We start from the raw sequence: 22,879 nt of genomic DNA on the forward strand, positions 1-22,879 counted from the left end.
CTCACCCCGTCGCAATTGACGCCTTATCGGAAAGAAATGGGCGTTCTGCGGGGAGTTGTGGGCAGGGCAGGACCTCAAGTGCGCGCACAGCGGTCAGCGCAGTCTGGTGCGCAGCACCGTGCACAGGTACGCGGCGAGCAGCCCGACAAGCGACAACGCCAGTGACCCGCCCACGGGTTGGGCGAGCACCCGTGCCACGGCGAGCAGATACCGGTCCCCTCCGAAGGGCCACTGCAACAGGTAGACCTCCCGCATCCGCACCGGGAAGTCGGCCGCCAGCCGCGCGGCCGGTCCCTGGAGCGCCTTGTGCGCGAGGGGCACGACGAGGACGGGTACGGCGAGGACGGCGGCCAGTCCGGCCGTCGTGGACCGGAACACGCCGGCCGCCAGCACACCGGCCCAGGCGCAGCCGACGACCAGCCCGAACCAACCGGCCGTGAGCGAGAGCCAGTCCGCGGGAACTTCCGTCAGCTCCCGTCCGTAGACGACGTAGAGCACTTCGGCGTCGCAGCCCACGGTGAGGAAGGCGAGCAGCGCCGCGGTGGCTCCGGAGACGAGCAGTTTCGCGGTGAGCAGCCCGAGCCGGCGGGGGACGGTGCCGCGGTCCGCCGCCAGGGCGGGGTGGCGGAACTCGTCGCCGAAGGCCAGCGCGCCGAGCAGTCCTGCCGCGAGCGCCGCGGGCGGCAGCGGCAGCTGACGCGGCCAGGCTCCGAACAGCCGCGCCTGCGGGGTGTGCCCAATCCGCGCCAGGAGTACGGCGATGAGCGCGGAGACGGCGAGCGCGACTCCGCAGGTGACGAAGCCGGTGCCGATGCCTGCGGCGCGGCGGATCTCGTAGCGCAGGGGCCTGAGGGGGCTCGGTGCCGGGCGGACAAAGATGGGGGGCGGGAGAGGCGAGGAGGCGGCGCGGACGCCTTCGGTGCGGGCGGCATGTCCGGGCTGTGGCTGCCGGGCGCCGGGATTCCTGGCTCCAGGCAGGAGGGTGCGGGTGCCGGTGAGGGCCTTCGCCGGGGCGCTCGCGTCGCCGGGCCGCGGTTCGCGGGTCGGTGTCCCTTGGCCGGGGGCGGTCCGTGCTGCGGCCGTCGAGTCGGTGGACCGGCCGTCACCGCCTCGGGCCTGGCCCCTGCCGGCCGGGTTCTGTGCGCCGGAAGCGGCGGCGTCGTGCGCCGTGCCGGCGGCCGGCGAGGCGTCGCGGGCGCCGGAGACGGCCATGCGGCGATCGGGTCCGGTCCGCTGGTCGACGGCTTGCGTTCGCCGGCCGTCCGCGTCGCCCGCCCATGCCGGCAGTCCGCGCCCGGACGCGGACTGCCGGTCTCCCGGGGGCTGGTCCTCCACTGCCGGCACCGCATCCGGTGACGGCGGTGCGGCCCCAGTGCGCTGCTGTCGCTGCTCCCGTTGTCCGGCCGGGTGCCCGTTGGCCGTGCCGGCACCGGACGAGAACTCCTGTGCCGGGCGGTACGGGTCCGGTGCGGTCCGGTCAACGGCCGCCGAGTGATGTCCGGCTGCCGCCGGGCCCGGCCCCGTGACGCCCGATGCCGCCGGTTCGGCGGGGCGCGGTTCCGACACCGGGTAGCCGGTCCCGGCATCCCGGGACACGGCGGGTCCCGCGTGTTCCGGCTTCGCCGACGCCTCGGCCATGTCCCGGTCACGGTCTGCGGGTGAGCCGACGAGCCCGGCCCGGCCGGCCTCCGGTGCGGGTTCCCGTGTCGTGCGGCCGGGCGCCGTAGGTCCGTGGCCCGTCCGCACCCGGCCCGCCGGGGCGTGCTCCCGGTCCTCCCGCGGGGTGCCGGACGCCGCCGTGCCCCGTTCCGCCGGGCCGCGTTCCGGCTGGGCCCACCGGTCGGCCCGGGGTGAGCCGGGGACGGACGGCCGCGGTTCCCCGTCGACGCCCTCGGCCCCGGCTCCGGGCCCCATGTCTCCTACTTCATCGGCCAGTTGATGGACCAGGATGCCGTGACGGAACGCGATCTCGCCGACGTCGGCGGTCGTGCTGCCGTACACCGAGAGGCGGTTGCCGTCCTCGCGTACGACTTCGACGGAGCGGCGGCTCGTACGGGCGTCCTTGGCGACCAGGGCCGCCAGGCGTGCGGCATGGGGGCTGCGGACGGCCACCCGCGGACGCAGCCGGGTACGGGCGAAGGCGCTGGCCTCCTGGTCGGCGACGAGCCTGCCGCCGTCGAGCGTGACGACCCGGTCGGCGGTGCGGGCCGCTTCCTTGGGTTCGGCCGTGGTGAACAGCACCGTGCCGCCCTGGGTGGCGTGGGCCCGCAGCATGCCGTGCAACCACTGCGCCTCACGGACGGAGAGGCCGTCGGCGGGTTCGTCCACGACGAGCGTGTGCGGGTCGGACAGCAGGGCGCAGGCGAGACCGAGTCTGCGGTCCATGCCGCGTGACAGGGTGCCGAGGCGTTCCTCACGGAGGCTGACGAGGCCGACCACTTCGAGCACCTCGTCGGCTCGCCGCGCGGCAACTCCCGTCGCGGCGCACAGCATGCGCAGATGACCACGGACCGAACGGGCCGGATGGCCCGGCACGTCACCGAGGAGCACGCCGACTTCCCGCGCCGGATGGGCGATCCGGTGCAGGGGGCGGCCCCTGAAGTAGGTGATGCCGCGCCCCGGTTGGAGCTCAAGCATGAGTTTGAGCGTCGTCGTCTTGCCCGCGCCGGCGCGCCCGAGGAGCGCGGTGACTTGCCCGGCGCGCGCTTCGAAGGAGACGTCGTCGACGGCGGGCGGATGCGCCTTGCGGGGATTGCTGGTCAGTCCGAAGGCCTGGATCACCTGCAGCAAGATAGCGCGCTATGTCCTGTTTTCCGGGTATACAACGATTTGCGGGAAGGCGCCATGTGGCCTGACCCCGTCGGTGTGCTCCGTTCGAAGGAACCGGCACCCGGCACGGGAGGTCCGGCGGTCCGGTCGTTCGCGGTGCCGCCGGCCCGTCCCTCAGACCTCGGGACCCGAGGGGCCCGAACCGTCCCTCAGACCTCGGGGCGCAGCATCGGCGGGTTGAGCAGCGTGGCGCCGCCGGCCCGGAAGAGCTGGGCCGGCCGTCCGCCCTGGCGCGTGGTGGTTCCTCCGGTGGGGACGAGGAACCCGGGCGTACCGGTGACCTTGCGGTGGAAGTTGCGCGGGTCGAGCGCCACGCCCCACACCGCCTCGTACACCCGGCGCAGCTCGCCGACGGTGAACTCGGGCGGGCAGAAGGCGGTCGCCAGTGACGAGTACTCGATCTTCGAGCGGGCGCGTTCCACACCGTCGGAGAGGATCTGGGCGTGATCGAAGGCGAGCGGCGCCACCGGTTCGCCGTCACGGCCGTAACCACCCTGCTGGAGCAGTTCCTCGACCGGGGCCCAGCGCGCGTTGCTGGCGTCCCCGCCGGCACGCGGCGCGGGCAGGTCGGGCGCGAGCGCGAGATGCGCGACGCTGACCACGCGCATGCGCGGGTCCCGCTTGGGGTCGCCGTAGGTGGCGAGCTGCTCCAGATGCGCTCCGTTGTCCGGGACCGGCACGGAGGCGTCGTGGGCGCACAGCCCGGTCTCCTCCGCCAGCTCGCGCGCCGCCGCCTGGGACAGGTCCTCGTCGGCCCGCACGAAGCCCCCGGGCAGCGCCCAGCGCCCCTGGAAAGGAGGCTCGCCCCGGCGGACCGTCAGCGCGCACAAGGCATGGCGGCGCACGGTCAGCACGACCAGGTCCACGGTGACGGCGAAGGGCGGGAAGGCTGACGGGTCGTAGGGCATGCCGCGATCATAGTCGTCTGCCTGACGATAAACACTCCCTCTACGGTGGCTTCGGTGGTGGTTCCGCTTGTTCCGGCCTGGCGCGCGGGACCGGCCCCCGCGCACCCGCAACCGGTGGCGTCGCACGAGGACGTCGTCCTCCTCTTGTGAGGTCAGGCGCCCAGTCGCAGGCCGTCCGCAGCCTCCTCCACCATCGCCAGTCCCAGTCGGCTGACACGTACGGCGAAGGGCGCGCCCGCGACACGCAGCCCGCTGAGGCCCAGTTCGCCGAGGGGCGCGCTCCGCACGGGGCGCAGGGTGACCGTGCGGCCCGGGGTGTCGGGGCGGATACCGGCGAGGGCGGTGAGCAGAAGGACCACGGAGGCCGCGGCGGTGGCCGCCGGACGGCAGGCCGCGGGGTGCGGGAGGGGCACGGAGCCGGCGGTGCGCTGTTCGCCCGCGAACATCTCGGGCAGTCGGTGGCCGAAGTGCTCCGCCGCGTCCAGCAGCCCGGTCAGCAGGCCGGTCGCTTCCTTGTCGTAGCCGGCCGCCGTCAGTCCGGCGACCGCCAGGGCGGTCTCCTGGACCCGCACGGCCCCGGTGCGGTGGCCGAACGGGTTGTATCCCGCCTCCTTGGCGCCGAGGCCCCGCAGTCCCCAGCCCGTGTCCATAGCGGGGCCGCCGAGGAGCCGGGCGACGTATTCGGTGCGCGCCTTGTCCAGCAGGCCCGGGGCGAACCGGCCGGCGCCGAGCAGGCCGGTGTCCAGGAGGTGGACCGCGGTGGCGGTCAGGTGGGGCACGGGGCGGCCGTCCGGTGCCAGGGCCGCGGCCGGGCGCCCGCCGCCGCGGTCCTCCACCCAGAACTCGGCGTGGAAAGCCGCTCTGAGTGCCTGCGCCCACTGGCGCAACTCCGCGGCGCCGGGTCTGCCGTAGGCGTCGAGGAGATCCGCGCCGAGCTGGGCCGCGCGGTGCGCGTGGGCCTGGGTCTCGCAGCGGGCCGGGCCGGCGGGATACGGGTCGGTGAGGTAGGTGCCGTCGCCGACGGTGGTCCGCAACCAGGTCAGACAGCGCTCGGCCGCGGGCAGCAGATCCCGGGTCTCCTCCTCGGGCAGCCCCCAGCGGCGGGCCTCGGCGAGCAGGACCGGGAAGAGCAGCGTGGCTTCCATGCCTGTGCAGCTCGGCGGGAAACGCGGGCCCGTGTCGCGTCGTGGGCCGGGGATCAGACCGGCCCGGGGGCCAGGGCCCGCGAGCTGGGTGCGGGCCAGGGTGCGCAGGGTGCCCGCGGCGAGACGGGTCCCCAAGGGAAGCGTCATGCGGGCGGCGGCAAGGGCTTCGGCCGGGGCCATTCCGCAGCGCCAGGGGGCACCCGCCGCGAGGTGGGTGTCGGCGGGATGCGCGGGGTCGCGCAGGAGCAGTGCCTGAAGGTCGGCGATGGCCGAGCGCAGCAGCGGGGCCAGCCGGGGGTCGTCGCCCTCCGCCCGGGCGGGAGCGAGAGGTGCGGTAGCGGTGTGCCCCGCGGCCCGCAGAGGGGCCGGGCCGTCGGGCCGCACCCTCAGTTCGACGGCTGCCGTTCCGCCGGGTGGCAGTGCCAGTTCCCAGCGCAGCAGTCCGGCGGACGCCAGGGCGTCGGTGGGTGGCGGGTCGGCGGTGACGCAGGCGGCGGCGTCGGCCGTGGCCCAGCGCAGGCCCGAGCCGTGGACGCTGGCCGGCAGTTCGGGTCCTGCGGTGCCGGCGGCGACGGCGCCGAGTTCCGCCAGGTCCGTGCCGAGGCTGACCTCGAGCGGCAGGCGCAGCGGACGCAGGGCGGCGTTGCGGAGTGTGATCCGCTCGGTTCCGTCGGCGTGGCGTGTCCGTTCGACGACGACTTCGGGGTCGGGGCCGATGGCCGGGGAAGCGCGCAGTGTCGCCACGAAACGGGCGCTGTCGGCTCCGGTCATCCTGGCCTGCACGGGCAGCGGTTCCCGGCCCGCCACGCGCACCTGGCACCGGGAGAGCAGCCGTCGGCCACCACGGTAGAAGCCGTCCAGTCCCTGTCCGGCGAGCTGCCCCGGCTCACCGGAGATGGCGAGACCGGGCAGGGCCACACAGATCAGCGCGGTGTGCGTGGGCGGCAGCTCGGGCGCGGGGCGGCCGCCCGGGGCCGGGTGCGGCGAGGAAGCCGAACCGGGTGGCGGCGCGGAGAGAGGCGGGGCCGAGGGAGGTGATGTGGCCGCGGGCGGTTGTGTGGCCGTGCGTGGCGAGGAAGCCGAACGGGGTGGCGGCGCCGAGAGAGGCGGGGTCGAGGGAAGCGATGTGGCCGTGGAGGGTTGTGTGGCCGTACGGAGTGACGGGGCCGTCTGTGGTGGGCTCGCGTCGGGTGGGGCCGGGGTGTGGGACGGTCGGCTGTTCTGGGGCGCGAGGGCCCGGTGACGTGGGTCCGTGGGTGGGGCGAGGGGCGGGCTGGAGGGTGGTGTGCCGGGGCCGGCACCGTCCGTCGCGAACGGCTCGTGCGTTCCCCCGGGCGGACCTTCACCGGTGGCGTGGGGCGGAGTCGGCTGCTGGTGCATGGGGTGGCTTCTTCTGTGCTCGGTGCGCCTCGTGGGTGCCGGGCGGCCGGTGGGTCGCCCCGGGTGACAGGGGACGTACGACGGCACCACCCGTACCGGGGTTCCGCCACTCAGGTGAACGGCGGGAGACTCGTCCGGGTCACGGCCGGCGGCGGGGAAGCCCACCGAATGGCGCTGTGGTCCCCTGCGCTGCGCCGGCTCCCTCCGCACCACCGGCTGGATCGCCGGCCGAGTCCGCGCCACGGCGGCCGGCCGACGGGGACGGCCGCGGAGTACGGCCGACCGGATGTGCTCCGCCAGCCGGTGGCGGCCCCGCGCCAGGGGTCCGCGGCGGCACGGAAGGACTTTCCTGATTCCGGTCTCCGCAGGTGGCCCGGCCTTTCCGGCAGAGGCAACCGCCCGCCTGCGCCCGCATCGGACGGCGATCACCCCACTCCGCCGGACCGCGTCCCACCGCGGCTCCCGGACCGTGCTCATCCGTCGTCTCCCGGTCGCGGGCGGCCGCCGTCCGACGGGGCATCGCCGGTCGCGGTGTCGCCGGGGCCGGTCACACGCGTGCGCGTGGTGCTCACGCCCCGGCCGCCGGGCCGGGTGGCCTCGGTGGCCGACGACCGGGGGCGGGAGTCGGCCGGTCCGCGCCGGCCCGTCTTCACCCGGGCCGTGGGGCGTCCGTCACCGCTGCCCGCGGATCGGACTCGGCGCCTCCGCCGCCCGCCCGCACGGGAGTCACGGCTCTCGTCGTCCGCCGGGTCCGAGGGACCGTTGGGCTCGGCGCGCACGTGTGAGGCCGCGGGGACGCCCTGTGCCGCGACCTGCCGCCGCGCGCTCACTTCTCCCGTGGCCCCTGGGCACGTGGTCACTTCTCCCGTGCCCCCTTGGCGCGTGGTCTCCTCTTCTGTGATGCGTTGCGGCGTGCTCTCCTCCCCCGCGGCCCCTTCCCGAAGGGTCTGCCGACGCGTGGCCGGCTCCGGCGTGCTCCGCGCCGGTGTGCGCTCCTCGCGCTCCGCGCGCAGGCAGCGGCGGACCGCCTCCGGGTCGAGCCCCTCGTTGCACGCCTGGTGCAGCAGGCGGGCGAAGAGGTAGTCGGGATCCGCGCCCAGTGCCATGGCCAGTGCCTCGCGTGCCTCCAGTTCGTCGCCCGTGGACCAGGCGACCCAGCCCGCGAGGGTCAGCGGCGCGGCGGCGTGCTCGCCGTAGGGGCCGACGCAGCGGCGGGCCAGGGCGCGCCAGAGCCGCAGAGCCGGGCCCGCCTCCTCTCCCTCCATCCAGGCAGCGGCCTTGTCGCGGGTCGTGCGGTCCTGGAGCCCGAGGATCAGGGCCGCGGCCTCGTCGGCTGCGAGGAGGCCGTCGTCGCGTACGTCCGCCGGGCGCGTGCCGGGGACCGGTGCGGCCGCGGCGAAGCGGTGGATGACGCGCTCGGCGAGGACGAGGGTCTCCTCCGCCACTTGCTGGCGGCTCGTCTCATCGAGGATGCGGGGCAGCAGGCTCATGCCCGCCGCGTCGAGGGCGATCTGCTGGGGCAGCGCCGCGGCGGACTCCCAGGGCTGCAGCCTGGCGCGCAGCTCCTTCAGCGTGCCGCGCACCTGGAGGCCGGCGTAGGTGGCCGCCGCGGCGATCACGGAGGTGCCGGGCAGGCCCATCGGTGAGCCGTCCTCGGGGCAGCAACTGCCGGCCGGGCAGCAGTACGACCAGAAGCGCCCGTCGGAGACGCACAGGGCCTCGATGACCGGCACGTCCAGGCTGCCGCACTCGGTGCGCATCAGCTGGGCCAGCCTCTCCAGCCGTCGTTTGACGTCCCGGCCGGACTCTCCGGGGCCCGGTTCCTGGCAGACGTAGGCCACCATCGCCTCGGGCCGGGTGCCGCGCCGCTCGCTGCCGGTCACCAGTCCGCGGGCCAGTTGCCGGGCCGCGGCCTCCCAGTCCTCCCCGTTCGCCGGGATGCCGAGCCGGGCCCGGCCCCCGAACCTGCCGCGGCCCCCGCGGTCGTGCAGGGCGACGAGGACCATGCTGTCCTCCGGGCGGTACCCGAGCAGGTAGGGCAGGGCGTCGGCCAGCTCGGCCGGGGTGCGCAGGGTGACCTGCGCGACGTGGTCCGCCGGTCCGGCCGACGGGGCGTGCGCGGAGATGCCGTCGTTCTCGGAGGGTCCGGCGGTTTCGCTGTGATTCGTCATGCGGCGACCATCTCGCGGATTCCGAAATTCCGCTTAAGGGCCTGTGGATAAGTCGAATCAGGGACACGACAAGACGATCGCTTGTCCACAGCCGCGCCCGGAGACCCGCCCGGTTGTCGGTCCCGTCCTGTTGTATGGAACCCATGGAGCACACGAGCAACGCGGATCTCCGGGCAGCGGCCGATGCCGTTCTCGCCCGGCTCGTCGGGGACGCCACGGGCGCCGCCCGGCTGCGCGAGGACCAGTGGCGGGCGATCGAGGCGCTGGTCGCCGACCGGCGCCGGGCCCTGGTCGTGCAGCGCACGGGCTGGGGCAAGTCCGCGGTGTACTTCGTCGCGACCTCGCTGCTGCGGGCCGCGGGAAGCGGTCCGACGGTGATCGTCTCGCCGCTGCTCGCGCTCATGCGCAACCAGGTGGAGGCGGCGAAGCGGGCGGGCATCCACGCCCGGACCATCAACTCGGCCAACACCGAGGAATGGGAGGCCGTCCAGGCCGAGATCGCGGCGGGCGACGTCGACGTGCTGCTCGTCTCGCCGGAACGGCTGAACAACCCCGACTTCCGCGACCAGGTCCTGCCCAAACTGTCCGCGGCCACCGGCCTGCTGGTCGTGGACGAGGCCCACTGCATCTCCGACTGGGGCCACGACTTCCGTCCCGACTACCGCAGGCTGCGCACCATGCTCGGCGACCTCCCGCCGGGCGTCCCCGTGCTCGCCACCACCGCCACGGCCAACGCGCGGGTGACCGCGGACGTCGCCGAGCAGCTCGGCACGGGCGGCACATCCGACGCGCTGGTGCTGCGCGGGCCGCTGGACCGGGAGAGCCTGAGCCTCGGCGTGCTGCGGCTGCCGGACGCCGCGCACCGGATGGCCTGGCTCGCCGACCACCTCGACGACCTGCCGGGGTCCGGGATCATCTACACGCTCACGGTCGCCGCCGCGGAGGAGGTCACCGCCTTCCTGCGGCAGCGCGGGCACGCGGTCAGCTCGTACACGGGCAAGACGGAGAACGCCGACCGGCAGCAGGCGGAGGACGACCTGCTCGCCAACCGGGTCAAGGCCCTGGTGGCCACCTCCGCGCTCGGCATGGGCTTCGACAAGCCGGATCTCGGTTTCGTGGTCCATCTCGGCTCGCCCTCCTCCCCCATCGCCTACTACCAGCAGGTCGGCAGGGCCGGCCGCGGCGTCGCCCACGCCGAGGTACTGCTGCTGCCGGGCAAGGAGGACGAGGCGATCTGGGAGTACTTCGCGTCGCTGGCCTTCCCTTCCGAGGACCTGGTCCGGCGCACCCTCGACGTCCTCGCCCGGGCGGACAGACCCCTGTCGCTGCCCGCGCTGGAACCCCTGGTCGAACTGCGCCGTTCCCGGCTGGAGACCATGCTGAAGGTCCTCGACGTGGACGGGGCGGTGCACCGGGTCAAGGGCGGCTGGACGGCCACCGGGCAGCCGTGGTCGTACGACACCGAGCGCTATGCGTGGGTGGCCCGGCAGCGCGCGGCCGAGCAGCAGGCGATGCGCGAGTACGCGAGCACCACCGAGTGCCGGATGGAGTTCCTCCAGCGTCAGCTGGACGACGAGGGCGCCAAACCGTGCGGACGCTGCGACAACTGCGCGGGACCGCGCTTCACCGCGGACCTGTCCCCGGACGTCCTGGACGCCGCGCGCAGCGACTTGGACCGGGCCGGGGTGGAGGTGGAGCCCCGGCGCATGTGGCCGACCGGGCTCCCGGCCATCGGCATCGACCTCAAGGGACGCATCCCGGCCGGCGAACAGGCCTCGCCGGGGCGGGCCCTGGGGCGCCTGTCGGACATCGGCTGGGGCAACCGGCTGCGTCCGCTGCTCGCCCCGCAGGCACCGGACGCGGCGGTGCCGGACGACGTGGCGCGAGCCGTGGTCGGCGTCCTGGCCGACTGGGCCCGCGGTCCGGGCGGCTGGGCCTCCGGTGCCCCCGATGCCACACCCCGGCCGGTGGGCGTGGTCACCATGGCCTCGCACACCCGGCCCCGGCTGATCCACTCACTGGGTGCCCGCATCGGCGAGATCGGCAGGCTCCCGGTGCTCGGCTCGGTGGAATACGCCGGGGAGGTGCCCCGGATGACACGCAGCAACAGCGCACAGCGGCTGAAGGCCCTCGCCGGAGCGTTGACGGTGCCGCCGGCTCTGGCGTCGGCGCTCGCCGAGGCCGGCGGTCCGGTGCTGCTGGTCGACGACTTCACGGAGACGGGCTGGACCCTGGCGGTCGCGGCGCGCCTGCTCCGGCGGTCGGGGGCGGGCGGCGTACTGCCGCTGGTCCTCGCCGTCCAGGGATGAGCACGGCGTTGCCGCTGGTCCGCGCCGTCCGGGCGTGCCCGCCCGGTCGTCCGCGGAGAGGTGGCCGGACCGCGGGCGGAGCTGGCAGGCGTCATCGGCCTGCCGTTTGGGTAGGGGATATAAGCCACGCACCACCAGATAACAGCCGGTGGCCCCAATTGCTCGTTGCCGCAACCAAGTTCGACAGGAAGAATCGAGATCCGCTACCCGTGCTGCTCGACCGTGACCGGTTGGGCTCCGCCGCGGTGCGCTCCCCTGAATCCGACCCCGCCCGCAGTGTGGGCGCGTAGCCGAAGGGAGGAACGTGACCTTCGGATTCGCATCGTCCTCGGCCGCCTCCTTGTCGACGTCCGCGTCCGCCGCTTCCGCCGGTCGCCTGCTTGAGCCGGCGGAGTGGGCCGCCGCCGGAATCCCCCTGCTGCGCAATCCCCGTGAGGTCGTCAGCGGGCTGCATACCCGGCACCGTCCGAAGCCGCTCACAGCGGTCGTGGCGGTGCTCGACCCGGACGAGCGGGTGCGGGCGAGCGCCTCGTTCACGCGCCGCGCGGACCCCGCAGACGGCTGGATGTTCCGCAACGTCCTGCTGGCCCAGCTGCGCCGGGTGATTCCGCACGACCTGCGACGGCGTACCCCGGTGCGCACGGCCGTCCTGCTCTACTGCCGTGAGGGCGACGCGCAGTGGACCGAGGAGGACGGCGCCTGGATGTGGGGGCTGCGCGACGCCTGCACCCTGCACGGGCTGCGCTGTGGCGCGTACATCACGCTGACGCACGACGGCTGGCAGGTCCTCGGCGAGGGCCGCGGCGGACGCCGGCCGAACGCGCACTCGGAGCCGGAGCCGTTCGCCACGGCGGAGGGCCCGCCGCTCGTGCCGCGCACGGGTGGTCCGGTCTCCGAGGTGCTGCGCCGCGCGGCGGCTCGCTGACTCGCTGAACAGCGCGGTGCGACGGTACGACCCTGTGTGCCGTCTCCGGGGACAAGTGGCCGCGGGCTCGGACGAGGCGCGCGCGGTGCGGCTGACCGGGCACCGGCCGCGCTCCGCCGCTGCGGCGCACCAACCGGGCTACGCCACGATCAAGCCACCGCGCCGGACCAGACTGACCCGACCGCCCCGGCCCCAGCACCAGCCTTTGCGCCCCGCCCCCGGGGTGATCCGCGACGACGCACCGGTGGGCGTTCATGGCCGCTTCGGCGGGATGGGCCGCGGGGCGGGCAGGCATCGCCGTGGCGGGGACCGCCGTACCCTCCCGGCGCGTAGCCGCTGCCCGCGCCTCCCGGCGGCGCCTCAGGAGCCGCTCCGCCGGCGGCGCGGCGACGGCCCGTCGTCCGGGCACGCCAAAAGCCGCACCGTGCGGATCGCGCCGGAGCGGCTTCTACGGCACCCCGGTGTCCCGGGGTGCCGGACGCCGCTCAGACGCCGACGCCCAGCACCGAGTTGATCTGCTGCGGGTCGCCGCAGACGATCAGCAGCGCACCGGCACGGGCACGGGCCAGCGGCAGGGCGGTGGCGGCGACGGAGGCGGGACCTCCGTTGACGGCCACGACGACCACCGCGCGGGACGCGGCGCGGGAGACCGCGGCGGCGTCCGCGTAGAAGACGTCGTCACCGGCGTCGTGCTGCGCCCAGTAGGACGCTTCGCCGAAGGACAACTCGTGCTCCGCCCACGGGTGCTGGGCGCCCGTGGTGATCACGAGCACGTCACCGGGGGCACGGCCCGAGTCCAGGAGCAGGTCCACCGCCTCCTCGGCGGCGTCGAGCGCACCCTCGGCCGAAGCCGGGATCAACTGGATCTGCGGGCTCGCCGCGGCGGCGGGAGCGGCCGGACCGGAAGGGCCGGGCTTGACCGGAGCCACGTCACGCTGCGTGCGCTGCACCGGCGGCGTGGGCCGCAGAGGGCCGGGACGACCGGGGCGGGACGGAGCCGCGGGGCGGGGGCCGGGTACGGGGCGAGGGGTCGGCGCGGTACGGCCACTGGCCGGGGTGGCGCGGGGACCCTGGGCACTCTCGTGAATCTGAGGCTCCTCGGGAATGAGAGGCATGAGCTGATATTTATCAAACGTTGGTGCGGCGCGGATGGCCGGGTGGCACATCAGTGCGAGCGGAACCGTCAGAAATCGAAGCCGAGCTGGCCCTCGATTACCGGAACGTTTCCGTCCGCCCAGCTGCGGACCTTCTTGAGGTGCCGCCACTGAGGCAACGCATCAAGATACGCCCACGACAAACGGTGGTGCGGGGTGGGTCCCCGTTCCGCCAGTGCGGCCTTGTGCACGGGCGACGGATACCCGGCGTTGTCCGCGAATCCGAAGTCTGCATGGTCGATACCCAGTTCGGCCATCATTTTGTCGCGCTGAACCTTGGCGATCACCGACGCCGCCGCCACGGCCACACACGAGCGATCGCCCTTGATCACCGTGCGGACCTTCCAGGGAGCGCCGAGGTAGTCGTGCTTCCCGTCGAGGATCACGGCGTCGGGGCGGGCCGGCAGGGCGTCCAGGGCACGGACCGCGGCGAGCCGCAGCGCGGCCGTCATCCCCAGGTCGTCGATCTCCTCGGGGGAAGCATGCCCCAGCGCGTAGGCCGTCACCCATGACCGCAGAGTCTCGGCGAGTTCCGTGCGCCGCCGGACCGTGAGCAGCTTGGAGTCGGTCAGTCCCTCGGGCGGGCGGCGCAGTCCGGTGATGGCCGCGCAGACGGTGACGGGACCGGCCCAGGCGCCGCGCCCCACCTCGTCGACACCGGCAATGACCTTCGCTCCGGTCGTGGCGCGCAGGGAGCGCTCGACGGTGTGAGTAGGTGGTTCGTACGGCATGGCGCCCTTAGCGTACGCCGCCGGGATCGTCGCGCGACACCCCGGTCACCGGACCGGCGCCGAGGACGGCGGCGCGGGCCGTCAGGCTCCGTAGGGCCGCAGCAGCGGGAGCATGAGCCGGTCGACCATCTCTTCGAGGTCCTGATCTTTCCATTCGCTTGCGCACATCTTCGAGCGGTACATCATCATGGCGGGGACGGCGTCGAGGACATATCCGTTGGCGGCGTCCGCGCGGACCTCTCCTCGCTCTATTCCACGGGTGATGACCTCGCGAAGCAGGGTGATGGTCGGCTCGACGACGTTCCCGACGATCACTCCCTGGAAACGCCCCGCTTGCCCGTCATCACATTCGTGAATGACCGAGCGCAGCGCGACACCAGGGCGGGAGTACATGACCTGCCGCACCTGCCGGCACAGGGCGAGCAGGTCCGCGCGCACGCTGCCGAGGTCCGGGGCCTTGTCCACCTGGGGCAGTCCGGACACGAGGGCGTCCGCGACCAAGTCCTCCTTGGAGGACCAGCGGCGGTAGACGGCCGCCTTGCCGGTCTGGGCGCCGGCCGCGACGCCCTCCATGGTCAGCCCCTTCCAGCCGACCGTGCCGAGCTGCTCCAGGGTGGCGTCGAGGATGGCGCGCTCCAGCACGGCACCGCGCCGACGAGGGGAGGCCGTCCGGGCGGACGGGGCCGACCAGCACGAGGTAACCATCTGTGTTTCTCCAGCGAACCAGGGGAAGCGGGGATTCCGGGGCGGTGGCGCCGCGCTGCAGCAACGGGGGACGCGAGACGCGGCGCAGGATGAGGTGAACGCTTGCGTTCACTGTCGGGAACTCGCTACGGCGGGCGCGAGCGTTCACTCATGCCGGCACCGGGGACCCGGAGTGACAACCCCTCAGCTCCTCAAGGACGTTCGGCAACCGAGCGTGGCCCACCGGGCGAGGCGTACCGGCATCGCACTCACCGCCCTCCGGCCCACCACCTCATGGTGGTACCCGACGCGACGATTGTGAAGATCGCGCTCGCGCACATCCAACGGCCTGGCCCAGGAGCCCTGGCACCTGCCGGCCGCGGCACGGCCGCCGGCGCACACGACAGGGCCACGAGCAAAGCGCCACGAGCAAAGCCGTGATCATGGCTGGAAACAGAGCCACCGCTCGCGCCTGGCGCTGCTTCGGCGGCAGCAACCGGCCGAGGGCCATCGCTTGTCCCTCCGTCGGACTCCCGCGACGACGGAACCCCTCAGACGCCCGTGGGCACCCAGTCCGGCAGGGCCTCGGTGCGCTTTACCCATTCGGCGGGCGGGGCCCCCGCCTCGCTCGCGGCGAGCACACCCCCGACGATCGCGCAGGTCGTGTCGATGTCCCCGCCGACCTGGGCCGTGGTCCAGAACGCCGACGCGTAATCACCGAGGGACCGCGCGGCGGACCAGAGCGCGAAGGGGACGGTGTCATGGGCGGTCGTACGGCGTCCGCAGCCCAGGACGGCCGCGACGGTGGCCGCGTCGCCGTAGTCCAGCATGTCCCGGGCGCGGCGCAGGCCCTGGCCGACCGCGCTCTTCGGCACGAGGGCGACGACCCCGTCCAGGAGCGCCTCGGGGGCGGGCGGACCGTCCGGCGAGCCGGCCAGTGCCGCCGCCGCGGCCACGGCCATGGCGCCGACCACGGCTTCCCGGTGCTGGTGCGTGGTGTACGCCGAGATCTCCGCCTGGTGGGTCGCCTGCTCCGGGTCGTCCGCGTACCAGGCGCCCAGCGGCGCGATCCGCATCGCCGCGCCGTTGCCCCAGGACCCCAGGCCGTTGAAGAGTCCGGCCGCCAGCGGGCGCCAGTCCTCACCCGCACGGACCAGGCGGAGCAGCTCGCTGACCGCCGGGCCGTAACCCCGGTCGACGTCGTGGTGCTCGGCGAAGGAACGGGCCAGCGCGTCCTGGTCGATCCGGTGGTGGGCGGCGAGAACGGCGACCACGGAGCAGGCCATCTCGGTGTCGTCCGTCCACTGCCAGGGGCCCGCGGGCAGCTCGCGGCGCTTGAGCAGGGGGTGGTGCGCGGGCACGAAGAACTGGGAGCCCAGCGCGTCCCCCACCGCCAGCCCGCGCAGGCTCGTCAGCGCACGCGCCAGGCGCCCGGAGGATGAGGAGTCAGCGGTCATCGCCCTGCCACTTTATCCGGTGACCCAGTACGGCACCGGTTCGCGCCACCGCTCGAAGGGCCGGTCGAGTGTGTACTTGCCGTCCTCTCCGAGAACGAGCATCCGCATCTCGGCGTTCCCGGGATTGGACAGCGACTCGAATTCCGCGACCGTCCAGTGGAACCAGCGCATGCAGAACAGCCGCATGGCGAGCCCGTGGGTCACCAGGAGGACGTTCGGCGGGTGGTCGGGGGCCTCGAAGCTGCGGAACAGGCTCTCCAGGAAGCCGCCGACCCGGTCGTACACGTCGGCGCCCGACTCGCCCTGCGGGAACCTGAAGAAGAAGTGGCCGTAGGCGTCGCGGTAGGCCTTCTGCAGCCGTACGTCGTCGCGGTCCTGCCAGTTGCCCCAGTCCTGCTCGCGCAGTCTGGGCTCCTCCCGGACACGTATCAGCCCGGGGTCGAGGCGGAAGCCGTCGAGCGTCTCGTGGGTGCGGCGGTACGGGGAGACGTACACGCTCACCTGCTCCCGGCCGAACAGCTCCCGGAGCCATTTCCCGGTCTCCTCGGCCTGCTGGCGGCCGCGCTCGGTCAGCGCGAGGGCGTGGTCGGGCTCCCGCTCGTACACGGAGTCGTCGACGTTGCCCATGGACTCGCCGTGCCGGACAAGGACGATGCGCCGTGGTCGTGCCATGCCAAAACCCTAGATCGAACGACGGGGAGCCGAGCACCCGCACCGGCTCCATACGGCGTAGGTCACAGGATATACGGCGTAGGTCACACGTTCCCGGGTGTCGAAACAACTCAGCGTCATCGCGAGACTACCCGGGCGGTACCGGTGAACACCGGTACGGCCGTCGGCTCAGACCGTCCAGGAGGGCTCCAGGTCCACGAGGTCACCGGAGAGCGCCGCGATGTCCGCCTCCGTCTGGGCGCGCAGGGCGAGGCGCTCCACACGCTCCGTCCGGTACTTCCCGTGCTCGGCCGCCGACCGCCACATCGACAGGACCAGGAACTCCTGCTCGGGCGCCTCCCCGAACATGCCGCGGATCATGCCGGGCGAGCCGGCCATCGCGGGGTTCCAGACCTTCTCCTGCATGAGGGTGAAGTGCTCGACACGCTCCTCGCGGACCCGGCACAGGGCCACGCGGACCAGATCGGCGTCGGTGAAGCGCGGCTCGAAGCCCGTCTTCACGTCGAAGCGGTACTCGAACAGCTTGGCCTGGGCGTCCTTGAACGTGCCGGACTGGGCGGCGGCCAGGCGGTCGTGGGAGCGGGCCATGAAGGAGTCGTAGAAGGCCCGGCTCTCCCAGAAGGCGAAGGTGTGCGCCACTCCCGGCCGCTGCCGGCTCCAGCCCCCGCCCTGTCCCCGGAAACCCGGCTCCCCCAGAAGCCCCGCCCATTTCCGCTGCCCCCGCTCGAACCCGCGGCGGTCCACCACGGTGCAGCGAATCCACTTGACCAGCACCGCGCCATCGTAAGGCCACGGACGTGGCGCCGGTCACGCTCCTCGGAGATCGCCCGCACGCGCGCCCCCTCGTGCATGGCACGATGGACAAGCAATCCCCGCTGCACGGGAGTTGGGGTCGAGCGAGCCACAGGGGGAAGGGGAAGCCCAGTGACCGGCTTCAATAAGGGAATCAGCAAGGTCGAGGTCTCGCTCAAGTGGGACCCCAGTCCTGCGGGCCGTCCGCCGACCGATCTCGACATCGTCGCCGCGACCTTCGAGTCGGGTGACGCGTACGGGAATCCGGCCTATCTGGTGCACTTCGACAGCCGCTCGCCGGACGGCACGATCACCCTCAACCGTGACAGCACGGACGGCAAGGGGTTCGGCTGGGACGAGGTGATGACGCTCGAACTGGAACGGCTCGACGGCCGCTACACGCGCGTGGTGGTGGGTGTCGTCATCCAGCAGCGGTACGGACAGCGGTCCTTCACCGGGGTGCTGAACCCGGCCATGCGCATCCGTGAGGGCTACACCGTGCTCGCCGAGGACGACTTCGCCGCGGTGCCCGCCGCGACGGCCGCCACGATCGCCGAGTTCGTCCGGGACGGCTCCGGGGAGTGGACCTTCCGCCCCGGCGTGCACGGCTTCGACGACTCGGCGACCTTCACCCAGGTCATGGGCCGGGCACACCGGCCCTGACCTGGGCGCGATCCGTACGGGTAAGGGGCGCCGGCCATGGCCGGCGCCCCTTACTTCACGGACGGCGTGTCATCAGCTGCAGCCGCTGGTGGAGCCGCAGCCCTCGCAGATGTAGCAGGAACCGGCCCGCTGCATCTTCGTGCCGCAGGAGAAGCACAGCGGGGCGTCGGCCTGGATGCCCAGCTGCATCTCGACCAGCTCGGCGCTGGTGTGGGCCTGCTTCGGGGCGGGCTTGGCCGCCTCGGTCTCCGCCTTCGGCGTGGCGACCGCCTTCAGCTCCTGGGCCCGCGGGGCGGACTGGGCCAGGCCCTCGACGTCGACCTCGTCGTCGGCCGGCTCGTAGGAACCGGTCTCCAGGTGGCGCTGACGCTCCTCGGCGGAGTGGATGCCGAGCGCGGAGCGGGTCTCGAAGGGCAGGAAGTCCAGCGCCAGGCGGCGGAAGATGTAGTCGACGATCGACTGGGCCATCCGCACGTCCGGGTCGTCCGTCATACCGGCCGGCTCGAAGCGCATGTTGGTGAACTTCGAGACGTACGTCTCCAGCGGAACGCCGTACTGGAGGCCGACGGAGACGGCGATGGAGAAGGCGTCCATCATGCCCGCGAGGGTGGATCCCTGCTTGGACATCTTCAGGAAGACCTCGCCGAGACCGTCGTCGGGGTAGGAGTTGGCGGTCATGTAGCCCTCGGCGCCACCGACCGTGAAGGACGTGGTGATCCCCGGGCGGCCCTTGGGGAGGCGCTTGCGGACCGGGCGGTACTCGACGACCTTCTCGACCTTGGTCTCGACGGCCGCGGGCTCCTCGGGCTTCTTCTCGTCCGCCGTGTCCTTCTTCTTGGCGGAGAGCGGCTGGCCCACCTTGCAGTTGTCGCGGTAGATCGCCAGCGCCTTGACGCCCAGCTTCCACGCCTCGAAGTAGATCTCCTCGACCTCTTCGACGGTCGCCGTCTCCGGCATGTTGACCGTCTTGGAGATGGCGCCGGAGATCCACGGCTGGATCGCGGCCATCATGCGGACGTGGCCCATCGGGGAGATGGCGCGCTCGCCCATGGCGCAGTCGAACACCTCGTAGTGCTCCTGCTTGAGGCCGGGAGCGTCGATCACGTTGCCGTGCTCGGCGATGTGGGCGACGATCGCCTCGATCTGCTCCTCCTGGTAGCCCAGGCGGCGCAGGGCCTGCGGGACGGTGCCGTTGACGATCTGCATCGAGCCGCCGCCGACCAGCTTCTTGAACTTCACCAGCGCGAGGTCGGGCTCGACACCGGTGGTGTCGCAGGACATCGCGAGACCGATGGTGCCGGTCGGCGCCAGGACGGACGCCTGGGAGTTACGGAAACCGTTCTTCTCGCCGAGACGCAGGACGTCCTGCCAGGCCTCCGTGGCGGCGGCCCAGACCGGGTTGTCCAGGTCGTCCATGCGGACGGCCGTGCCGTTGGCGTCGGCGTGCTGCTTCATGACGCGCTGGTGGGCGTCGGCGTTGCGGGCGTAGCCGTCGTAGGTGCCGACGACCTCGGCCAGCTCGGCGGAGCGGCGGTAGGCCGTACCCGTCATCAGGGAGGTGATGGCGCCGGCCAGGGCGCGGCCGCCGTCGGAGTCGTAGGCGTGGCCGGTGGCCATCAGCAGGGCGCCGAGGTTGGCGTAGCCGATGCCGAGCTGGCGGAACGCGCGGGTGTTCTCGCCGATCTTCTGGGTCGGGAAGTCCGCGAAGCAGATCGAGATGTCCATCGCGGTGATGACCAGCTCGACGACCTTCTGGAAGCGCTCCGTCTGGAAGGACTGGTTGCCCTTGCCGTCGTCCTTCAGGAACTTCATCAGGTTCAGCGAGGCCAGGTTGCAGGACGTGTTGTCCAGGTGCATGTACTCGCTGCACGGGTTCGACGCGGTGATCCGGCCGGACTCGGGGCAGGTGTGCCAGTTGTTGATCGTGTCGTCGTACTGGATGCCCGGGTCGGCGCAGGCCCAGGCGGCCTCGGCGATCTTGCGGAAGAGCGCCTTGGCGTCGACCTCCTCGATGACCTCGCCGGTCATCCGGGCCCGCAGACCGAACTTGTCGCCCGCCTCGACCGCCGTCATGAACTCGTCGTTCACGCGGACCGAGTTGTTGGCGTTCTGGTACTGGACGGAGGCGATGTCGTCGCCGCCCAGGTCCATGTCGTAGCCCGCGTCGCGCAGGACGCGGATCTTCTCCTCCTCCTTGACCTTGGTCTCGATGAAGTCCTCGATGTCGGGGTGGTCGACGTCGAGCACGACCATCTTGGCGGCGCGGCGGGTGGCACCACCGGACTTGATGGTGCCGGCGGAGGCGTCGGCGCCGCGCATGAAGGAGACCGGGCCGGAGGCGTTGCCGCCGGAGGAGAGCAGCTCCTTGGAGGAGCGGATGCGGGAGAGGTTCAGGCCGGCCCCGGAGCCGCCCTTGAAGATCATGCCCTCTTCCTTGTACCAGTCGAGGATCGACTCCATGGAGTCGTCGACGGACAGGATGAAGCAGGCGGAGACCTGCTGGGGCTGCTTGGTGCCGACGTTGAACCAGACGGGGCTGTTGAAGCTGAAGATCTGGTGCAGGAGCGCGTACGCCAGCTCGTGCTCGAAGATCTCGGCGTCGGCGGGGGAAGCGAAGTACTTGTAGTCCTCACCGGCCTTCCGGTACGTCTTCACGATGCGGTCGATCAGCTGCCTCAGGCTGGTCTCGCGCTGCGGGGTGCCGACGGCACCGCGGAAGTACTTGCTGGTGACGATGTTGACCGCGTTCACCGACCAGAAGTCGGGGAACTCGACGCCACGCTGCTCGAAGTTGACCGAGCCGTCGCGCCAGTTGGTCATGACGACGTCACGGCGCTCCCACGTCACCTCGTCATACGGGTGCACTCCGGGCGTGGTGTGGATGCGCTCGATACGCAGTCCCTTGGTGGCCTTGGTGCCCTTGGCTCGGGAACCTCGTGCCGGACCGCTCGCCGTCTCTGTCATGCCGCCTCCCTGTACGGGCGAAAACGCCCTGAAGTGCCCATTTGTTCCTATGGACACGTGTTTCCGTCTTGCGTCGCGGGCACCCTCAGCCGCCGCCCGCAACAGGTCTTTGTTCGCCGCCGCACGACCGGAACCGGGATCCGTGCCCGGGTTCCGGCCCGCCGGTCAGTCGGCGGCGCGCGCGGGCGCGGGGACCTCGGTGGTCCCGCCGGGCCCGCGATCGTCTTCCTGGCTCCCCGTTCCCGCGTCCTGCCCGTCCACGCCGGGGCCTCGCGTCGCCTGCCTCAGCTCCGCGATGGCGGCCTCGAAGTCCTCGAGCGAGTCGAACGCCCGGTAGACCGAGGCGAACCGCAGAAAGGCGACGAGGTCCAGCTCCTGAAGCGGACCGAGTATGGCCAGCCCCACGTCGTGGGTGGTCAGCTCGGCGCTTCCGGTCGCGCGCACCGCCTCTTCGACCCGCTGCCCGAGCTGGGCGAGCGCGTCCTCGGTGACAGGCCGCCCCTGGCACGCCTTGCGCACGCCGTTGATGACCTTGGTGCGGCTGAACGGCTCGGTGACTCCGGACCGCTTCACCACCATGAGCGAGCACGTCTCCACGGTCGTGAAACGACGGGAGCAGTCAGGGCACTGGCGGCGCCTGCGGATGGACGTGCCGTCGTCGGTCGTACGACTGTCGACCACGCGGCTGTCGGGGTGCCTGCAGAAGGGGCAGTGCATGTTCTCCAACCCTCCTCACAGCAGACTCGTCAGCCTCGCTGGACCCATGGGCCTCGCGAAGCAGCCCTAAGCATAGGCGATCGTCGAGCCGGTTCCGACCGGGGGGACCACAACTTGTGGGCTGCTGTAGCCATCCAACCACTAGATGTGGGGATCGGCCGATACGTGGAGGCAGAGACGCGTGTCGCGCCGGACCGGCACCCCGGGCGCCGGCGGGGGCCCGCGGAAACACGCGGGCGCACAGCCGCGGCGCCGTGGCGCTCGCGGGGATACGGTGGGCGCCACAGGGAGAAGGCGTGGCGCTCCCGCAGAGAACGGGCCCCGGCCCCCGGACCGCGGGATTCCGGATGGCAGACTGAGGACACCGCCCATGAGGCGACCGGCCTCGGTGGTGAAGAGTACACAATGGGCGCTTTTGTCCGGCAAGTGTCGCGTGACCCATACACCCAGACACACGATCACGACAGGTGAATCGGACTTTTTCACTCGAACGTGTGTTTGGCGCAACCTTTCGAAAGCAACTACCGTTGTGCAGCAGGGAGACCATCGAGAGGGGCCGACGTGACCACCACCGCAGACAGTGCCGCCATCACCGCCCAGGACCGCTCCCAGGGCCGGGTCGAGCCGGTACACGCGATGAACGAAGCCACGAATCCCGAGGGACACAAGCGCTCCCTGCCGGGCCGACCTCCAGGCATCCGGGCGGACAGCTCCGGACTCACCGACCGGCAGCGCCGGGTGATCGAGGTCATCAGGGACTCGGTGCAGCGGCGGGGCTACCCGCCGTCCATGCGGGAGATCGGCCAGGCCGTCGGTCTCTCCAGCACGTCCTCGGTCGCCCATCAGCTGATGGCGCTGGAGCGCAAGGGCTTCCTGCGCCGCGACCCGCACCGCCCGCGCGCCTACGAGGTCCGCGGGTCGGACCAGACGGTCACCGTGCAGCCCACGGACACCGCCGGCAAGCCCGCCGCGTCGTACGTCCCCCTGGTCGGCCGGATCGCCGCCGGCGGCCCCATCCTCGCGGAGGAGTCCGTCGAGGACGTCTTCCCCCTCCCCCGCCAGCTCGTCGGCGACGGTGAACTCTTCGTCCTCAAGGTCGTCGGCGACTCCATGATCGAGGCCGCGATCTGTGACGGCGACTGGGTCACCGTGCGCCGCCAGCCGGTCGCCGAGAACGGCGACATCGTGGCCGCCATGCTCGACGGCGAGGCCACCGTCAAGCGCTTCAAGCGCGAGGACGGCCACGTCTGGCTCCTCCCCCACAACGCGGCCTACGAGCCGATCCCCGGCGACGACGCCACCATCCTGGGCAAGGTCGTCGCCGTACTGCGGCGCGTCTGACCGCTGTGGCGGGCGAGCCCTGCTCGCCCGCACTCCC

The 22,879-nt window shown here is 72.6% G+C and carries 16 protein-coding genes; 4 read left to right on the top strand and 12 right to left on the bottom strand.

Annotated elements, in window-relative coordinates; genetic code table 11:
- Positions 1-93: 93 nt before the first annotated feature.
- The 4 genes from ACZ4SV_RS13450 to ACZ4SV_RS13465 all read right to left on the bottom strand — a co-directional run bounded on the left by ACZ4SV_RS13450 (position 94) and on the right by ACZ4SV_RS13465 (position 8,433).
- Positions 94-2,781, bottom strand: a complete 2,688-nt coding sequence (locus ACZ4SV_RS13450) for an ABC transporter ATP-binding protein (protein WP_468004035.1) — start codon at positions 2,779-2,781, stop codon at positions 94-96.
- Between the two features lie 197 nt (positions 2,782-2,978).
- Positions 2,979-3,737 carry an NUDIX hydrolase gene (locus tag ACZ4SV_RS13455; protein ID WP_365874883.1) on the bottom strand — a complete coding sequence of 253 codons (759 nt, stop codon included), beginning with the start codon at positions 3,735-3,737 and terminating at the stop codon, positions 2,979-2,981.
- A gap of 152 nt (positions 3,738-3,889) precedes the next feature.
- On the bottom strand, positions 3,890-5,806 hold the full coding sequence (locus tag ACZ4SV_RS13460) for a glycogen debranching N-terminal domain-containing protein (RefSeq protein ID WP_468004150.1): 1,917 nt from the start codon (positions 5,804-5,806) through the stop codon (positions 3,890-3,892).
- 929 nt (positions 5,807-6,735) lie between these two features.
- Positions 6,736-8,433 carry a DUF4192 domain-containing protein gene (locus ACZ4SV_RS13465; protein ID WP_468004038.1) on the bottom strand — a complete coding sequence of 566 codons (1,698 nt, stop codon included), beginning with the start codon at positions 8,431-8,433 and terminating at the stop codon, positions 6,736-6,738.
- 143 nt (positions 8,434-8,576) lie between these two features.
- Between ACZ4SV_RS13465 and ACZ4SV_RS13470 the strand changes: the two genes are divergently transcribed.
- Positions 8,577-10,742: a RecQ family ATP-dependent DNA helicase gene (locus tag ACZ4SV_RS13470; RefSeq protein ID WP_468004040.1), complete on the top strand. Its 2,166-nt coding sequence runs from the start codon at positions 8,577-8,579 to the stop codon at positions 10,740-10,742.
- A 304-nt stretch (positions 10,743-11,046) separates the two neighbouring features.
- A complete protein-coding gene (locus tag ACZ4SV_RS13475; protein WP_365874891.1) occupies positions 11,047-11,667 on the top strand; it encodes a hypothetical protein in 621 nt (206 codons plus the stop codon).
- Positions 11,668-12,152: 485 nt separating this feature from the next.
- Here the strand turns inward: ACZ4SV_RS13475 and ACZ4SV_RS13480 are convergent, their stop codons facing one another.
- The 6 genes from ACZ4SV_RS13480 to ACZ4SV_RS13505 form a co-directional block, all read right to left on the bottom strand.
- On the bottom strand, positions 12,153-12,782 hold the full coding sequence (locus ACZ4SV_RS13480) for a hypothetical protein (RefSeq protein WP_468004042.1): 630 nt from the start codon (positions 12,780-12,782) through the stop codon (positions 12,153-12,155).
- Positions 12,783-12,850: 68 nt separating this feature from the next.
- On the bottom strand, positions 12,851-13,552 hold the full coding sequence (locus ACZ4SV_RS13485) for a ribonuclease HII (protein ID WP_365874895.1): 702 nt from the start codon (positions 13,550-13,552) through the stop codon (positions 12,851-12,853).
- A gap of 81 nt (positions 13,553-13,633) precedes the next feature.
- Positions 13,634-14,257, bottom strand: coding sequence for a TetR/AcrR family transcriptional regulator (locus ACZ4SV_RS13490; RefSeq protein WP_468004045.1), 624 nt, complete (start codon positions 14,255-14,257; stop codon positions 13,634-13,636).
- A 530-nt stretch (positions 14,258-14,787) separates the two neighbouring features.
- Positions 14,788-15,693 (bottom strand): ADP-ribosylglycohydrolase family protein, encoded by a 906-nt coding sequence (locus tag ACZ4SV_RS13495; RefSeq protein ID WP_468004047.1) that lies wholly within the window; start codon positions 15,691-15,693, stop codon positions 14,788-14,790.
- 12 nt (positions 15,694-15,705) lie between these two features.
- Positions 15,706-16,365 (bottom strand): histidine phosphatase family protein, encoded by a 660-nt coding sequence (locus tag ACZ4SV_RS13500; protein ID WP_468004049.1) that lies wholly within the window; start codon positions 16,363-16,365, stop codon positions 15,706-15,708.
- 168 nt (positions 16,366-16,533) lie between these two features.
- Entirely contained in the window at positions 16,534-17,139 is a 606-nt protein-coding gene (locus tag ACZ4SV_RS13505; RefSeq protein ID WP_365874903.1) for a YdbC family protein, read from the bottom strand.
- 150 nt (positions 17,140-17,289) lie between these two features.
- Here ACZ4SV_RS13505 and ACZ4SV_RS13510 point away from each other — a divergent pair, with 150 nt between their 5' ends.
- Complete coding sequence (locus ACZ4SV_RS13510; RefSeq protein WP_468004051.1) at positions 17,290-17,820, top strand: TerD family protein; 531 nt, start codon at positions 17,290-17,292, stop codon at positions 17,818-17,820.
- A 72-nt stretch (positions 17,821-17,892) separates the two neighbouring features.
- Here ACZ4SV_RS13510 and ACZ4SV_RS13515 read toward each other — a convergent pair whose 3' ends face one another.
- Both ACZ4SV_RS13515 and nrdR read right to left on the bottom strand, forming a co-directional pair.
- Positions 17,893-20,784 carry a vitamin B12-dependent ribonucleotide reductase gene (locus ACZ4SV_RS13515; RefSeq protein WP_468004053.1) on the bottom strand — a complete coding sequence of 964 codons (2,892 nt, stop codon included), beginning with the start codon at positions 20,782-20,784 and terminating at the stop codon, positions 17,893-17,895.
- Between the two features lie 165 nt (positions 20,785-20,949).
- On the bottom strand, positions 20,950-21,501 hold the full coding sequence (gene nrdR / locus ACZ4SV_RS13520) for a transcriptional regulator NrdR (RefSeq protein WP_468004055.1): 552 nt from the start codon (positions 21,499-21,501) through the stop codon (positions 20,950-20,952).
- Between the two features lie 561 nt (positions 21,502-22,062).
- Between nrdR and lexA the strand changes: the two genes are divergently transcribed.
- The gene (lexA, locus tag ACZ4SV_RS13525; protein WP_365874911.1) at positions 22,063-22,842 is read left to right on the top strand and encodes a transcriptional repressor LexA; all 780 of its coding nucleotides are present in this window, start codon (positions 22,063-22,065) and stop codon (positions 22,840-22,842) included.
- Positions 22,843-22,879: the final 37 nt, after the last annotated feature.

The sequence above is a fragment of the Streptomyces sp. NPDC027672 genome (assembly GCF_055566335.1).

Coding starts and splice junctions, on each gene's coding strand:
- ACZ4SV_RS13490 (WP_468004045.1), bottom strand. CDS start 14,257: ATGGTTACCTCGTGCTGGTCGGCCCCGTCCGCCCGGACGGCCTCCCCT.
- ACZ4SV_RS13455 (WP_365874883.1), bottom strand. CDS start 3,737: ATGCCCTACGACCCGTCAGCCTTCCCGCCCTTCGCCGTCACCGTGGAC.
- ACZ4SV_RS13515 (WP_468004053.1), bottom strand. CDS start 20,784: ATGACAGAGACGGCGAGCGGTCCGGCACGAGGTTCCCGAGCCAAGGGC.
- ACZ4SV_RS13480 (WP_468004042.1), bottom strand. CDS start 12,782: ATGCCTCTCATTCCCGAGGAGCCTCAGATTCACGAGAGTGCCCAGGGT.
- ACZ4SV_RS13495 (WP_468004047.1), bottom strand. CDS start 15,693: ATGACCGCTGACTCCTCATCCTCCGGGCGCCTGGCGCGTGCGCTGACG.
- ACZ4SV_RS13500 (WP_468004049.1), bottom strand. CDS start 16,365: ATGGCACGACCACGGCGCATCGTCCTTGTCCGGCACGGCGAGTCCATG.
- nrdR (WP_468004055.1), bottom strand. CDS start 21,501: ATGCACTGCCCCTTCTGCAGGCACCCCGACAGCCGCGTGGTCGACAGT.
- ACZ4SV_RS13465 (WP_468004038.1), bottom strand. CDS start 8,433: ATGACGAATCACAGCGAAACCGCCGGACCCTCCGAGAACGACGGCATC.
- ACZ4SV_RS13470 (WP_468004040.1), top strand. CDS start 8,577: ATGGAGCACACGAGCAACGCGGATCTCCGGGCAGCGGCCGATGCCGTT.
- ACZ4SV_RS13485 (WP_365874895.1), bottom strand. CDS start 13,552: ATGCCGTACGAACCACCTACTCACACCGTCGAGCGCTCCCTGCGCGCC.